This window comes from Streptomyces sp. NPDC050617 (assembly GCF_040654795.1).
Classification (GTDB): Bacteria; Actinomycetota; Actinomycetes; order Streptomycetales; family Streptomycetaceae; genus Streptomyces.
This window is the reverse complement of record NZ_JBFAIS010000008.1, coordinates 89,139-103,519: the sequence shown is the minus strand read 5'-3', so window position 1 is coordinate 103,519 and position 14,381 is coordinate 89,139. Positions and strand designations below refer to the sequence as shown.

The following is a 14,381-nucleotide window of genomic DNA, read 5'->3' as shown; positions in this document are numbered from 1 at the left end:
CGGATGGTGCTCGCGTGCCCAGGGCTTGTGCCCGCCGCGCGACCTGGACGTACCGGAGGGCGGCGACGAGGGCCGTGTTCGGGCCGCCCAGGGTTCCTACCGCCGGGCCGGGGCCGGTGGCGCGCTCATCGCCGCCGTCAGAAAGGTGATCGCCCAGCGCCGGGCCTCCTCGCCTGCCGTCGCCGTCGCCGTCGCCGTCGCCGTCGCCGTCGCGGAGGCGGGGGAGGGGCGGTTGTAGATCTCGACGCGGTCCATGGCCGTCACGGCGAGGATTCCCCGCATCCGGAACCCCAGCTCCTGCGGGGCGAGGCCGGGCAGCGCGTGCGCGAAGGCCGCCAGGTAGCGCTCGCCGACCGTGTCCACGTCCGGGCCGGTCCAACTGCGCGCCTCCTCGGCCGGGTCGCTGAGGATCGTCACGATCAGCCGGGACGTCCGGGCTCCGCCCTCATGGCCGGCGGGCATCGCGTCGAAGAGCGGCCCCGCGAACGCTTCCACCAGGTCGGCGACCGGCGGGTCCGGGGTCCGGGCGAGCAGTTCGTCGAGCCCGGCGCGCTGGGCGGCGGTGATGGGCTCGATCACGCGGCGGGCGACCGTGGCCAGGAGCTCCGCCTTCGAGCCGAAGTGATAACCGACGGCGGCCACGTTCGCTCCGGCGAGGTCGGTGATCGCGCGGACCGAGGTCCCGCGGTAGCCGTGCTCGGCGAAGAGGTGTTCGGCCGCGTCGAGGATCTTGGTCCGGGTATCGGGTAGCGCCATGTCCCGTACTATACAAACGTTCGATTGAAACGAACGTTTGAATCATGCGAGAGAGGTCGTCATGAAACTGCTCGTCTACGGTGCCGGGGTCTGCGGCAGCCTGTTCTCCGCCCGCTTGCACGAGGCCGGGCTCGACGTCTCGCTCCTCGCCCGGGGCGAACGCCTGGCCTCCCTGCGCCGGCACGGCGTGCGGCTCGCCGAGGAGGACAGCCCCGCCGTCAGGCGGATACCCGTGCCGGTGGTCGAGCACCCGGCCGGCGAATACGACCTGACCTGCGTACTCGTCCGCGCCCATCAGGTCGACGCGGTGCTGGAGTCGCTCTCCGGCCTCAAAGGCGACGTGCTGTTCCTGCACAACTGGGCGGCCGGCGCGGAGCCGCTGGGCGCGGCGATCGGCCACGAGCGGGTCCTCCTCGGCTTCCCCCCGGCACTGGCCGGCGGCACGATGGACGGCGACGTGGTCCGCTACCGCGCGGCCGGCTTCATGACCAGCCGGGTCCCGATGCCGATCGGCGAGCCCGGCGGCCGCACCACCCGGCGACTGGAACGGATCGTCCGGGAGTTCCGCGCCGCCGGGATCAACACCAAGGCCGAGCCGCGGATGGACGCCTGGCTCACGACGCACGCCGCGTTCGAGGTGCCGCTCGGACAGGCGGCGTACGTGGCGGGCGGCCCGGCAGCGCTGGCCGACGATCCCGACGCGGTCCGCGGCATGCTCCACCTCATGCGGCAGAACCTGGCCGCCCTGCCGACGTCGCCGGTCCCCCGCGCGTTCGCCGCTCTGCGCGGCCTGCCGGAAGGTCTGCTCGCGGCCCTGCTGCGGCGCTTCCTGCGCAGCCCGACGGCCGTACGCAGCGGGCTCAGCGACACCTCTCCCGCGGCGGCGGCCGAACTCGGCTTCCTGGCCGGACAGTTGCGTGCCCATACGAAGGCCGGGTGACCCATCGGCGGCTGCGGCCCCCCGGCCGCGACGCAATTCAGTGCGCGGTCGGTGAACGGCGGCGCGGCCGAAGCGATACGCGACCGGAAACGGAGCGGCGACCATCGCGTTACCGGGCTCGGGCTCCGGCCGGGTCGGGGTGCCGTGGGCGCGCGGTGTTTCCGAACCGGACTGACTCCGCCGGGCGGAACGGTATCCGGGGCGAAGGGGGGAGACGCCGATTCTCGCGGATGAAACGGTGCGATGCCGTCCCCTCCCTCAGAGTTCTCGCCTAGGGTGACTGTTCCAGCAGGGAAGGCGTGGACTGGAGGAAGCGTGGCGCTCACCGATCTGCCCGACGCGGAAGTTCTGAAAATCCCTCAGGATTTTCCTCCTGGGAAACTCTTCACTATTCCGCCGGTCCTGGCCGAATTAAGGGATCACCGCCCGCTGTGCCCCGTGCAGATGCCCAGCGGCAACCGGCTATGGCTGGTCACCCGTTACGCGGACGTACGTTTCGTGATGCACGATTCCCGGTTCTCCAGGGACCTGGTCTTCCCCGGCGCTCCCCGGATGGCGGGTGACGACCTCACCTCGGTCAAGGGCTCGCTGTTCAACATGGAGGGGCCCGACCACACCCGCCTCCGCACCGTGCTCGCCTCCGCTTTCACCCGCCGCGCCGCCGACGAGTGGCGCGCCATCACACGGACCCACGCACACGACCTGATCGACCGCATAGAACGCTCAGGCCCGGAAGCGGACCTCGTCGCCGATTTCAGCGTGCCGCTCGTGGCGCGGATCGCCGGCGGTCTGATGGGGATCACCCCGCAGGAGCACGAATGGACGCAGGACCGCATCCGGCGCCAGCTGGATCTGCTCGGCAGCCGGGAGCAGATCGTCGGGGCCACCGCCGATCTCGCGGAACTGGCCGGCCGCCTGGTGGACCGGAACGGACGGCCGGACTCCGAGGCGACCGGGCTGGTGGCGACGCTGGCCCGCGCCGCGTGCGAGGAGTCGATCACCCGTCAGGAGGCGGTGAGCACCACGGCCCTGCTGCTGATGAACGTGACCGACCCGCTCGTACCGCCGCTCACCGTGGGCATCATGACGCTCCTCCTCCACGGCGACCAGCTGGAGCGGTGCAAGCGGGATCCGCAGCTCTGGCCGGAAGCGGTGAGGGAGGTGCTGCGCTACCACAACAACGGCATCACCAACTTCCCGCGCGTGGCGTTGGAGGACATCGAGTGGCACGGCGGCCGTATCGCCGCGGGCGAGGGCGTCATCACCTCCGCCCTCGCGGCGGCCCACGACCCGCGCGCGTTCACCGACCCCGGTGTCTTCGACATCGGCCGGAGCGAGAAGGGATCCGTCTTCTTCGGCGCGGGACCGCACTTCTGCCTCGGATCGGCGCTCGCCCTGTCCGTCCTGGCGACGGCGTACGCGGTGCTCTTCGAACGCCTCGGCGGGCTGCGCCTCTCGGTCGAACCCCACGAGGTGACACGGGCGGACGACGGCTTCTTCGCCTGCCCCGAGAACCTTCCGGTCACCTGGTGAAGGAGTTCCGCGCCGCCGCGCCCCGGCCCGAGCCCCGCGTCCGGAGCCGCGTATGACCTCTGCCGCGCGAGACGCGCGCCGGGACGCCGGCGGCCTCATCACCCGCCCCGCTCTGCTGCTGATGGCCACCGCCACCGGGCTGTCGGTGGCCGGGAACTACTTCGCGCAGCCCCTCCTCGACGTCATCGCCGAGCGGTTCACGATGAGCTCCGCCACCGCCGCGCTCGTCGTCACCACGAGCCAGATCGGTTACGTCTGCGGGCTGCTGCTGCTCGTACCCCTGGGCGACCTGCTGGAGCGCCGGCGGCTGACGGTGCTGCTGTGCGCCGCCACCGCCGTCGGCCTGGCCTGCGTCGCCGTCGCGCCGAACACCGCGGTGCTCTTCACCGGGCTCGCCGTGACCGGCCTGTGCTCCGTCGGCGCGCAGGTCATGGTGCCCTTCGCCGCGACCATGGCGGCCCCCGAGGAGCGCGGACGGGCGGTGGGCACCGTCATGGCCGGGCTGCTGCTGGGCATCCTGCTCGCCAGGACCGCCGCGGGCGGCCTGGCGGAGCTGGGCGGCTGGCGCACCGTCTACTGGGTCAACGCCACCCTCATGATCACGATGGCGCTGGTGCTGCGGCGCGTCCTGCCGCGCTTCCCCGCCGCCGGGAGCACCCGCTACCTCGCCGTGTTCCGATCGATGGGCCGCTTGTGGCACCAGTATCCGGTGCTGCGCTGGCGGACCTTGACGGGTGCTTCGAGCTTCGGCGCGTTCACGGTGCTGTGGATCTCCCTGACGTTCCTCCTGTCCGGTCCGCCCTACGGCTGGTCGGCCCAGGCCATCGGACTGCTGGGCCTGGCCGGAGCGGCGGGCGCGGCGGCGGCGTCAGTCGCGGGACGGCTGGCCGACCGCGGACTGGTCCACACCGTCACCCTCGCCGGCGCGGTCCTGCTGCTCGCCTCCTGGGCGCTCCTGGCGCCCGCGGCCCACGGACTCCTCTGGCTGATCGCCGGAATCCTGCTGCTGGACCTGGCCGTCCAGGCGGTGCACATCAGCAACCAGAACGTGGTCTACGCGCTGGAACCGGAGGCCCGCAGCCGCCTGAACTCCCTCTACATGACCAGCTACTTCCTCGGCGGCGTCGCCGGCTCCGCGCTCACCTCCGTGGTCTGGGCCCACGCGGGCTGGGCCTGGGCCTGCGCACTGGGCGCCGCCTTCAGCACCGTCACCCTCCTGTCCGCCCTGGCGGAACGCCTACTGCACCGCCGGCCCTGACCGCCCCGGCTTCCCCGATGACCGAGAACGGCCGGGTGAGTTCAAGCGTCGGGTGAGTTGAAGCGTCGGGGAAGAGCTCTAGGCGTCCGGGATCCAGCTGCCGTGGAAGCCCAGCGGAACCCGGCCGGGCAGATGTATCCGGGCCAGCGGACGGCTGCCGAAGTCCTGGGCCGAGAGGATCACCAGGTCGGTCGCGCCGCGGTCGGGGTCGTTCACATACGACAGAACGTAACCGTCGTCCTCGTCCCGCGCCCCGCGCCGCGGGACGAACACCGGCTCGCTGACCGCCGCGGCCTCGGGGAAGCGGATCAGCTGCCTGCTGCCGCGCAGCATGTCGTGCTTGATCAGATGGTTGGTGAACTTCTCGTCCGGCGGCACACCGTCGGCGGTCTCGTACGCGCGCCACATCTCGGCCGCGCTCGCGGTGTAGGCGTAGCGGTGCCGGCGCGAGACGAGGGATTCGTTGACGCGGGGGAATTCCTGCGGAAGGTCGTCCACCCGGCTGCTGCGCACCCGGTCCGCGCGCAGATCGATCGTCCACCGGTCCAGCGTCGGGGACCCAGTGGCACAGGGCCCGCCCATGCCGCGGCCGGCGGCGTAGAACGGCGCGGGAAACCCGATGTACTCCATCACCACCGTGTCGCCCTGGTCGTAGGCGTTGAGCGTGTGCGAGTAGTACACCGGGTCGATCTCGAACCAGCGCGTGTCGCCGCCGGTGCGCGGCAACAGCCCGATGCGCATGGGGTGTTTCTCGTTCCATATGTACGGTACGAGCGCGCCCGCCTCGGCGGCGCCGGCGTCGAAGGTGATCGGTACGTCCACGATCACCACGTACTTCTCGGTGAGTGCGAAGTCGTGCATCATCGGCGCGTCCGCGACGGGAACCCGCGTGGTCCGCGCCACCCGGCCGGTCCGGTCGATCATGATGTGCCGCACATGGTCCCAGGTGGGGTAGTACACGATGGCGTGCAGCTCGTCGGCCGCCGCGTCGTACTTGGTGTGCGCGGTGAACGCGCCCTCAAGGGTGGAGCGGAAGTCGTACGGGCGCACGGTGCCCAGCTCGCCGTCCAGCTCGTACGGCAGCGGCCCGCCCTCCTGCAGCGCCAGGACACGGCCCTTGTACGGGATCACGTGCGTGTTGCACGCGAAGTCGTCCGGCGGTATCCGGCCCGGGTAGGTCTCTCCCAGCTTCGCCGTCACCTGCGAGGACCGCACCCAGCGGTTGCGGTACCACTCCGCGCGACCGCCGCGCAGCCGGACCCCGTGCACCATCCCGTCGCCGAGCATCCAGTGGTGGGCGCGGACATCCTCCAGGCCCAGAGCGTTCGGGCCGTTGCGCAGGTAGCGGCCGTCCAGATCGCGCGGAATGCGGCCGGTCACCTTGAGGTCGAAGGCGGTCAACTCCTCGGTGGCCGGCGCGAAGGCCCCCTCCAGAAACGGCCTCCCGCCGCTCTCCCCGGCCACGCCGCCCGGCTGCGCCGCGGCCGTGAAGACGCCGGGCCCGAGGCCGCTCCCCACCGCACTGCCCGCTGCCGCGACCGCGGCGCCCTTGAGCAGTCTCCGCCGTGTGTGACTGGCCATCGTGTCTCCCCGTTCCGTTGCCGGTGCCGACTCCATCAGCCGCATGTGCGGCTGATGGGGCAACCTTCCTCCGCGGTCGCCCGTGAAGCAGTCGGCCCAGGCCCCGAATCAGGGGTGGTGCTGACAACACCCCTGAGCCGCAACCCGTTTCGGGGAACCCCTGCTGCCGGCGTTACGGTCCGCCGGCGAGCGAGCCGGGCAAGACACTCGCCCGGCGGTGTGGCGAGGACGAATCCGCGCGTGCTTGTGTGGAACCGCGCGACTCAATCCGTACGCGACGATGGGATGAACGCGATGCCGCTTGAGGGCGAGTACGGGCCGCATCCGGTGCAGTGGGTGCGGGAACAGGTCGAGTTGTACGAGAGTTCGGGCGGCACGCGGGGGACGACGCTCTGGGACACGGGCCTGCCCGTCGTCATCGTCACGATGCGCGGCGCCAGGAGCGGCAAGATCCGCAAGATCCCGCTGATGCGGGTGGAGCACAAGGGGAGGTACGCGGCCGTGGCCTCGAACGCCGGCTTCCCGCGTCATCCGCTCTGGTACTTCAACGTCAAGTCCGACCCGCACGTGGAGCTCCAGGACGGGGCCGTACGCCGGGACATGACCGCCCGCGAGATCACAGGGGACGAGAAGGCCGAGTGGTGGGAGCGCGCGGTCGCCGTGTATCCGCCGTACGTCGAATACCAGGAGAAGACCGACCGCGTGATCCCCGTCTTCGTGCTGGAGCCCGCGTACACGACGGGGCCGGCGGACGCCCCGCCGTCGTAGGCGAGAACCTGATCCGCGCGGCCCGCGACGTGCTGCCCGACAGGGAACGGCCATGAGCTGACGGGCCCTCAGGCAAGGTCGGGGCCAGGGTCCCTCTCTCGGACGACCGCCTTGGCTTCCCGCGGCACCGCGTCCCTGAAGCCTGCCGCAGAACCCGTCCGACCTGCGGGTTCGGATGGGGCGTCAGCCGTGCTGGGCGGCTGGTCAGACGGCCTGACGGTTGGCTCGCTGAGGGCGCCGGGCGGCCGAAGCAGGGCTGCGCCGGCCGCGGGACGTCGTGCTGCGCTTACGGCGCTCAGGCGCCGGCGCGGTGATCGTCACGGGAATGCCGGAGGGGGCTTGGGCGCCGGTGATCCGGCTGAGGGCCTCCTCGCCGGGACGGACCGGGGTGGTCCGGGGGACGATGCCGGCGGCCGACATGAGGCGGATCATGTCGCGGCGCTGCCCGGGGGTGACCAGGGTGACGACGCTGCCGGACTCGCCCGCCCGCGCGGTGCGGCCACCGCGGTGGAGGTAGTCCTTGTGGTCGGCCGGCGGATCGACGTTGACGACGAGGTCGAGGTTGTCGACATGGATGCCGCGGGCCGCGACGTTCGTGGCGACGAGCACGGTCACGTGCCCGGTCTTGAACTGGGTCAGGGTCCGGGTGCGCTGCGGCTGCGACTTCCCGCCGTGCAGGGCGGCGGCCCGCACCCCGCTGTCGAGCAGGTCCCGCGTCAGCCGGTCGACGGCGTGCTTGGTGTCCAGGAACATGATCACCCGGCCCTCGCGCGCCGCGATCTGGGTCGTCGTGCGGTGCTTGTCGGCGGCGTGGACGTGCAGGAGGTGGTGTTCCATCGTGGTGACCGCGCCCGCGGAGGGGTCGACGGAGTGGACGACCGGGTCGGTGAGGTAGCGGCGGACCAGGAGGTCGACGTTGCGGTCGAGGGTGGCGGAGAACAGCATCCGCTGGCCCTCGGGGCGGACCTGGTCCAGGAGCGCGGTGACCTGGGGCATGAAGCCCATGTCGGCCATCTGGTCGGCTTCGTCCAGGACGGTGATCGCGACCTGGTTCAGCCGGCAGTCGCCCCGGTCGATGAGGTCCTTGAGGCGCCCCGGCGTCGCGACGACGACCTCGGCGCCACCGCGCAGTGCGCTGACCTGCCTGCCGATCGGCATTCCGCCGACGACCGTGGCCAGGCGCAGTTCCACCGACCGGGCGTAGGGGGCGAGGGCATCGGTCACCTGCTGCGCCAGCTCACGCGTCGGCACGAGGACCAGGGCCAGCGGCTGGCGGGGCTCGGCGCGCCGGCCGGCGGTGCGGGCCAGCAGGGCCAGCCCGAAGGCCAGGGTCTTGCCCGAGCCGGTGCGCCCTCGGCCGAGGACGTCGCGGCCCGCGAGGGTGTTGGGCAGGGTCGCCCCCTGGATCGGGAACGGGACCCGCATGCCCTGCGCGGTGAGTGCCGCGAGCAGCCGCTCGGGCATGTCGAGGTCGGCGAACGACTCCACGGCGGGCAGCGCGGGAGTGGTCATCTTCGGCAGGGCGAACTCACCCGAGGCCGCCGCGGGCCGCCGGCCCTGGCCGCCCTGACGGTTCGGGCCTCCTGAACGGCGCGGGGCGGGCGAACCGACGCGATTTCCTTGGCGCGAGCCGGCACCGGAGCCGTTGGCGGGACCGCCCGTCCGGCTGCGGGAGGAGCGGTTTTTCGTGCGTGCGGGATTCATTCGGAACCTTCCTTGATACGGCACGCACCAAGGAATTCTCGCAGCGGAAGAACAGCGCGGGGAATCACAAGAACGGGCCGAACAGAATATGGAAACAGATATTGCCTGTGGCGCTCCGGCGCGGATGCCGGAGATGACGGAGCAGCGTTATGCGGACAGGAAGTCCAGGATGCCTGCGGGTACTGCCCTGAAGCGGGCGTCTTCTTGACGAGAGTCCATGGACGGCGTTGTCCCATAGGTGAAATCTCGGGTAATGACCGCAGCTGGGGCCCGCGCCCCGAGGGACGCGGGCCCCAGCTGCGGAGTGCGTCGGTGCTCAGAGGGGGACGATGTTCTCGGCCGTCGGGCCCTTCTGGCTCGGAGCTATGACGAAGGTGACCCTCTGGCCTTCGGTCAGCTCACGGAGCTCCTGGGCGGCGATGCCGGAGAAGTGGGCGAACACGTCGGCGCCGCCCTCATCCGGCTCGATGAAGCCGAACCCCTTGGCCGGGTTGAACCATTTCACTGTGCCGGACGCCATGTCATATCTCCTTCGAGGCGGTACGTCGGCCCCGCAATTCACGGACGCCGGGTCGCCGCGATGATGTCCCGCCCGGAGAATGACCGGTAACGCAAAACGCCCCCCGCGGCTGAAGAGCCGGCGAAGCGTCGAAGTTTTGGGTACCACGACTGCAACTGAGCTCGACAGTAGCACGCGGCAGCGGACTGCGTGCGGCCGATAATTCCGCTCTGTTCGCTACGGTGGAAACACTCTCCGCGCGGCGCCTTAAACCCTCACTTAGCGGCCACAGATATTAATCCACCCGGAGTGCAATGTTTCAGAAGAGCGGTCGCTGTGCCCGGCCCGGAGAGCGCGACGAGCACAGCGGCCCCGTCCGACCCGGCGAGGGCGCCACGGCCCGGATGCCGGCCCCGACACAGGTCAGGGCCGCGCAGCACTGCTGCGCGGCCCTGCTCACGTGCGCCCCGAACCCCGCCTCCGTGCGAAGGCCGATGCCTGCTGTTCGGATGAACCGGCCGGGGGAGCGGGTCTGTCCTGAGTCCCCCCAACGCCCCGACCGCGGACGAGAAGATCGGACGGAGCCGAGGCTCTCGGTCCCGAGCTCGGTCCGGAGCTCAGTCCGCGTCCGCCGGTTTCGCCGATTCGGCGGCGCGGCGGTATTCGGCGTTGATGCGCTGGGCTTCCTCGAGCTGGTCTTCGAGGATCACGATGCGGCAGGCGGCCTCGATGGCGGTGCCCTGGTCGACGAGTTCCCGGGCGCGGGCGGCGATGCGCAGCTGGTAGCGGGAGTAGCGGCGGTGGCCGCCCTCGGAGCGCAGCGGGGTGATCAGGCGGGCCTCGCCGATGGCGCGCAGGAAGCCCTGGGTGGTGCCGAGCATCTCGGCGGCCCGGCCCATGGTGTAGGCGGGGTAGTCGTCGTCATCGAGACGGTCGAACGAGTCGTCTGCTGTCACTTGCACCTCTCTGTAAAACGCGCTTGAGGGGCCCTGGTGCCATACGGCACCAGGGCCCCGAAGAAACTGCTACACCATCCGCCGGCCCTGATACTGCGCCGGCCTTCTGTTTCCGCCGACCCGACCTAGCGATGCCGGGACTGCGGGGATCGCGGTTGCTTGACCGGAGACCACCTCACTATCGATGTCCTGCGGTACCCGGGCTCAATGCTCCGCCCGGGCGATCCTGATGGTGCCCGCTCCTCCGTTCTTCCCTCTGGGATCTCACTTACCTAGCGGGTACTGCTGGTACTGCTCTTCTGTGTACTGCTGGTGATGCGAACTGCCGGTGATGCGTACTGCTCGGTGACCTGTGACAGCGTCACCCTCCGGCAGCCAGCCCCGTCGCCCGTCCTGCGTCTGCTCTGGCTTGGAACCCCACTGCCGAACTTCCCGGTGCGCGCGCCCGCAGCCGACGCCTTCACCGAGGTACTGCTCACTCACTTCACTCACTGCTGGGTACTGCGAACCGCAACTTACTGAACTGCTACTGCGTGAACTGCGGTACTGCTCCGGCGGCCCCTGATCACTGCGGGCCACCCGGTCCGGCAGTCAGCCCCGTCGCCGTCCTGCAACCGCTCTGGCTTCGAAACTCCACCGCCGCACCGTCCTGCAACTGCTTACCGCTGACCGGCAGTTCATCTCTGCCAGGTCTTGCTCGATCTCGGCTACAAGAGAAACCATAGCCACACCGCCGCCTAATGTCTACTGCGCTCGCCATAGATTTTCTTGTGTTCGAAAGCGAGGCAATCACCCTCGAACGGTGACAGCGGCCCTGTCCCCCTGCGCCCACCCGGTCAGGATCACCCGGTCGGCGGTCCTGTTCGACCGCGCGCCGCCTCTCACGACGAGGCACGCCCGCGGGCCCGTGCCGCCGACTGGGGTGGGATCGCCCCGCGTCACGGCGCGATGATCACCTCGTACCACTCCATCTCGATGATGCGGTCCGCGAGGACGGCCCGGCCGAGTTCACCGCCCGCGCCCGTGTTCTCGGGCTTGGGGGCGCCGCCCGGTTTCCGGTGGGTGCGACGGTCGCCGGTGAGGCGCCCAGGGCGAGCAGGGCCGCGGTGACGGCGAGAGTGCGGCTACGGCCGCGAGCAGACGTCTGAGACGTTTCAAGGGCGGTTCTCCTCAGTCGGTGGTGTACGGGTCTACCTGGGATCGAACCGGCCCGAAGTCTGTGCACACGGGGGCGGAATGAGCCCCTCTACTATCATTTTTGGCCAGTTCGGGGCTCACGCCACCACCCTCGCCGGCCGCTACATTCACCCCCTGTCAGACCAGCGACCATCAGGGGGAAGGGCAACAATGCGCGCCAGAAGACCAGTCGGCCGTATCGGCAGAATGCTCATGGCCGCCACCGCCTCGGCGGCCTGCGTGCTCACCGCGGCGGGCCTCACGGCCTCGCCGGCCGCCGCCGCACCTGCCGCTACGGCCGCCGCGGGGGCCGGGCCCGAGGCCGGTCAGTCCTGTACCGCGGCCGACCTCGGCACACGCCACCCGTACATCAAGACCTCCGAGGTGTCCCCGACGATCACCCACTTCAAGGGCTGGTACGTCACCGAGGGCACCACCGGCACGCATACGGTCAACACCAGCACCCAGACCACCATCTCGGTCTCCGTCGGCCTCAACGGCAACGTCGAAGGCAGCTTCGCCGTCGAGACCCTCGGCAAAGTCGGCGCGAGCCTGGGCCTGAACGTGCAGGTCAACTACACCTCAACCAGCAGCGTTTCGGACTCCATCACCTGGAGCTTCCGCCAGCCCGGCTACTACGGTCTCTACAAGGGCACCAAGAAAGTCACCGGCACCTACGGCAGCATCAACTGCAACCGCGTCAAGCAGGACGACGGCTCCTGGGCCCTGAAGTGGATCAAGGGCGTCGACTCCGGCAGCTACACCACCTACACCACTCTTGAGGAAGGCGCGGTGCGCTGCGAGGACAAGGTCCCCGCGAACAGCATCATGGCCAGGGCGCAAGCCCTCCTCGACTGCGGTTCCGCGACCGCGACCGCGACCGCCGGGCACGAGGCCGGTGCGGTCCCCTCGGCGAAGGCCGACGCCGTCAAGGCCGCCCAGGAAGCCGCCACCACCGACGCGCACGGCCGGCCGGCCGCCAAGAAGACCACCGGGAGCCCGGCCCCCAGCACGCGGCCCGCCCTGAACTGCCAATCCGACGTCTACAAGATCGCCGTCCCCGGCAAGCCGCTGAACTGGAGCGCACCGCTCCTGGCCAACGACGGCATCCGCCTGCGCGAATCGACGATCTTCAGCGCCCACCTGGACAACTGGCGCCTGTGCAACGTCACCGAGAACGACGGAGTCCTCGAAGCGACCCTGTGGAACTGGGGCAACGGCGGATGCGCGACCATCTCCGGGCAGAACGCGTCCACCGAACGGGCGGCCCTGACGACAGCCACCTGCGCGGAGGACAACCTCCAGCGGTTCTCCATCTACCGCGACGTCCCCGGCTCAGGGAAGATCGGCATTCAGAACAAGTACACCGGCTCCATGGTCGGCTATGACCGCTACGCCGACGGCGAGTTCCTGCGCCAGTACTCCAGCGGCAGGCAGGACGGATCCGGCACATTCGACCTCCTGAAGGTCTGACCGACAGCAACCCCGGGCGGTCCCGCGCGCCGGCCACAAGTGCCCGATGGCTTCCGGGCGGCAGCCCGGCCATCCCGGAGCCGATACGAGGAAAAGCGCACATGAACGGCTGTACTTTCAGCGGCCTGCTGACCATCGTCGGCAGCCCGACCCTGCGGCTGCGGGCCGCGCCGGCCGACCCCTCGGCCCCGGTCACCGAGGTGCTGCTGCACGACCCGCACGCTCCGCTGCCGCATGCGCCCGGGGCCCTGCTGCTCGCGGTCGGCGTGCGGGCGGCGGCGGCCGGGCCGCTGGTGCGGGCCGCCGCGCGGGCGGGGATGACCGGAGTCGTGGTGCGAGGCGCGGACGGGCCGGTCGGCGAGGCCGAGGCGCACGGTGTGGCGCTGCTGGCGGTCGATGAGGAGACGGCCTGGCACCATGTGCACCTGCTGCTCGCCTCGGCGATCGGCACACGGTCCACGCACGGCGGTGGGCTGGGGGATCTGTTCGCGCTGGCCGACGCGATCGCGGCAGCGGCCGGCGGCGCGGTGTCCGTGGAGGACCCGCGTCAGCGGGTCCTGGCCTACTCGACCGTGCCCGGCCAGCCGGTCGATGAGGAGCGCCGCCAGGGCATCCTCGGACTTCAGGTCCCGGACGACGTGGAGAACTCGGAGCAGGTCCGGCTGGTGTTCGCCTCGGACGGACCGGTGCGGCTGCCGCCGCTCACACCGCACGGGCTGCCGCGGCTCGCCGTCGCGGTGCGGGCCGGCGGCGAGCCCCTCGGCTCGGTCTGGGCGGTCGACGGCGGCACGCTCGCCGGGGACGCCGAGGAGACCCTGGCCCAGGGCGCGTCGACGGCGGCGCTTCTCCTGCTGCGGGCCCGCGCCGCCCAGGAACTCGCCCGCCATCAGAACACCGACCTGGTACGCCGATTGCTGGACGGTACGGCGGACGCCCGGACGGCGGCACACCGCCTGGGGTGGGACGCGGTCCGCGTGGCCGCGTTCGCCATCGACTCCGCGGCGAGCGTGCCGGACGCCGAGCGGACCTCGCTCAGGCTGCTGGACGTCGTGCGCCTGCAGTGCGAGGCACGCTACGGGCGACAGGCGTGCGTACTCCTGGACGGGGTGGTGTACGGGCTGCTGCCCGCGCCCGGCGAGCACGGCGGAGGCCGCGCGCCGCAGGAGCGGAGCGCGGTCGACCGGCGGCACCGGCAGCTGGCGGAGGACATCGTGCGCCGGGCCGACCGGTCGCTGCGGGCGCCCGTGCGAGCGGCGCTCGGAGAGGTGGTGTCCCACCTCGGCGAAGTGGCCGACTCGCGGGCGGACGCGGATCTGGTCCTGCGGCTGCTGCACGACGCCCTGCCGGTGGCCGTGATCGACGAGGTGCGTCCCCAGGCGACGCTCCTGCTGCTCTCCGAAGTGATGGGGGAGCAGCGGGTGCTGAGGGCGGGCGCCTGGCGGCGAGTGCTGGCGGCGGACCTCGATCACGGCTCCGACTACGCCCGTACTCTCGTGGCCTGGTTCGACGCGGGCTGTGACGTGGCGAGGGCGGCCGAAGAGCTCTCCGTCCACCCCAACACCTGCCGCTACCGTCTGAGGCAGGCCGGCCGGCAGCTCGGGATCAATCTCGACGACCCCGACGAACGGCTGGTCCTCTGGCTGCAGTTGAGGACCCTCGCGGGACTCGGCGGCGCCGCCGGAACCGGCGGCGCCGCCGTTCCTCCTCCACGGTGAGCGGCGGCCCCGGCGGTTTCCG

The 14,381-nt window shown here is 71.0% G+C and carries 11 protein-coding genes; 6 read left to right on the top strand and 5 right to left on the bottom strand.

The window, feature by feature from the left end; genetic code table 11:
• Positions 1-96: 96 nt before the first annotated feature.
• Positions 97-756 (bottom strand): TetR family transcriptional regulator, encoded by a 660-nt coding sequence (locus AB0I49_RS13475; RefSeq protein WP_363227078.1) that lies wholly within the window; start codon positions 754-756, stop codon positions 97-99.
• 61 nt (positions 757-817) lie between these two features.
• Here AB0I49_RS13475 and AB0I49_RS13470 point away from each other — a divergent pair, with 61 nt between their 5' ends.
• From AB0I49_RS13470 to AB0I49_RS13460, 3 genes are all read left to right on the top strand, one after another.
• Positions 818-1,696: a 2-dehydropantoate 2-reductase N-terminal domain-containing protein gene (locus AB0I49_RS13470; RefSeq protein WP_363227077.1), complete on the top strand. Its 879-nt coding sequence runs from the start codon at positions 818-820 to the stop codon at positions 1,694-1,696.
• A gap of 444 nt (positions 1,697-2,140) precedes the next feature.
• Positions 2,141-3,229: a cytochrome P450 gene (locus AB0I49_RS13465; RefSeq protein WP_363227228.1), complete on the top strand. Its 1,089-nt coding sequence runs from the start codon at positions 2,141-2,143 to the stop codon at positions 3,227-3,229.
• Between the two features lie 52 nt (positions 3,230-3,281).
• On the top strand, positions 3,282-4,487 hold the full coding sequence (locus AB0I49_RS13460; protein ID WP_363227076.1) for an MFS transporter: 1,206 nt from the start codon (positions 3,282-3,284) through the stop codon (positions 4,485-4,487).
• A gap of 78 nt (positions 4,488-4,565) precedes the next feature.
• Here AB0I49_RS13460 and AB0I49_RS13455 read toward each other — a convergent pair whose 3' ends face one another.
• Positions 4,566-6,068: a carotenoid oxygenase family protein gene (locus AB0I49_RS13455; RefSeq protein WP_363227075.1), complete on the bottom strand. Its 1,503-nt coding sequence runs from the start codon at positions 6,066-6,068 to the stop codon at positions 4,566-4,568.
• 294 nt (positions 6,069-6,362) lie between these two features.
• Between AB0I49_RS13455 and AB0I49_RS13450 the strand changes: the two genes are divergently transcribed.
• Entirely contained in the window at positions 6,363-6,836 is a 474-nt protein-coding gene (locus AB0I49_RS13450) for a nitroreductase family deazaflavin-dependent oxidoreductase (protein ID WP_363227227.1), read from the top strand.
• Between the two features lie 204 nt (positions 6,837-7,040).
• Here AB0I49_RS13450 and AB0I49_RS13445 read toward each other — a convergent pair whose 3' ends face one another.
• From AB0I49_RS13445 to AB0I49_RS13435, 3 genes are all read right to left on the bottom strand, one after another.
• Positions 7,041-8,540 (bottom strand): DEAD/DEAH box helicase, encoded by a 1,500-nt coding sequence (locus AB0I49_RS13445; RefSeq protein ID WP_363227074.1) that lies wholly within the window; start codon positions 8,538-8,540, stop codon positions 7,041-7,043.
• 316 nt (positions 8,541-8,856) lie between these two features.
• Positions 8,857-9,060, bottom strand: coding sequence for a cold-shock protein (locus AB0I49_RS13440; protein WP_363227073.1), 204 nt, complete (start codon positions 9,058-9,060; stop codon positions 8,857-8,859).
• A 596-nt stretch (positions 9,061-9,656) separates the two neighbouring features.
• Positions 9,657-9,995, bottom strand: coding sequence for a MerR family transcriptional regulator (locus AB0I49_RS13435; RefSeq protein ID WP_363227072.1), 339 nt, complete (start codon positions 9,993-9,995; stop codon positions 9,657-9,659).
• A 1,389-nt stretch (positions 9,996-11,384) separates the two neighbouring features.
• On the opposite strand from AB0I49_RS13435, the gene AB0I49_RS13430 reads away from it, so the two are divergent.
• A complete protein-coding gene (locus tag AB0I49_RS13430) occupies positions 11,385-12,644 on the top strand; it encodes a hypothetical protein (RefSeq protein WP_363227071.1) in 1,260 nt (419 codons plus the stop codon).
• Positions 12,645-12,745: 101 nt separating this feature from the next.
• Entirely contained in the window at positions 12,746-14,359 is a 1,614-nt protein-coding gene (locus AB0I49_RS13425; protein WP_363227069.1) for a helix-turn-helix domain-containing protein, read from the top strand.
• Positions 14,360-14,381 lie beyond the last annotated feature (22 nt).

What these genes read in the sequence shown, in the direction of transcription:
- AB0I49_RS13475 (WP_363227078.1), bottom strand. Translation starts at nt 756, where the DNA reads ATGGCGCTACCCGATACCCGGACCAAGATCCTCGACGCGGCCGAACAC.
- AB0I49_RS13470 (WP_363227077.1), top strand. Translation starts at nt 818, where the DNA reads ATGAAACTGCTCGTCTACGGTGCCGGGGTCTGCGGCAGCCTGTTCTCC.
- AB0I49_RS13465 (WP_363227228.1), top strand. Translation starts at nt 2,141, where the DNA reads ATGCCCAGCGGCAACCGGCTATGGCTGGTCACCCGTTACGCGGACGTA.
- AB0I49_RS13460 (WP_363227076.1), top strand. Translation starts at nt 3,282, where the DNA reads ATGACCTCTGCCGCGCGAGACGCGCGCCGGGACGCCGGCGGCCTCATC.
- AB0I49_RS13455 (WP_363227075.1), bottom strand. Translation starts at nt 6,068, where the DNA reads ATGGCCAGTCACACACGGCGGAGACTGCTCAAGGGCGCCGCGGTCGCG.
- AB0I49_RS13450 (WP_363227227.1), top strand. Translation starts at nt 6,363, where the DNA reads ATGCCGCTTGAGGGCGAGTACGGGCCGCATCCGGTGCAGTGGGTGCGG.
- AB0I49_RS13445 (WP_363227074.1), bottom strand. Translation starts at nt 8,540, where the DNA reads ATGAATCCCGCACGCACGAAAAACCGCTCCTCCCGCAGCCGGACGGGC.
- AB0I49_RS13440 (WP_363227073.1), bottom strand. Translation starts at nt 9,060, where the DNA reads ATGGCGTCCGGCACAGTGAAATGGTTCAACCCGGCCAAGGGGTTCGGC.
- AB0I49_RS13430 (WP_363227071.1), top strand. Translation starts at nt 11,385, where the DNA reads ATGGCCGCCACCGCCTCGGCGGCCTGCGTGCTCACCGCGGCGGGCCTC.
- AB0I49_RS13425 (WP_363227069.1), top strand. Translation starts at nt 12,746, where the DNA reads ATGAACGGCTGTACTTTCAGCGGCCTGCTGACCATCGTCGGCAGCCCG.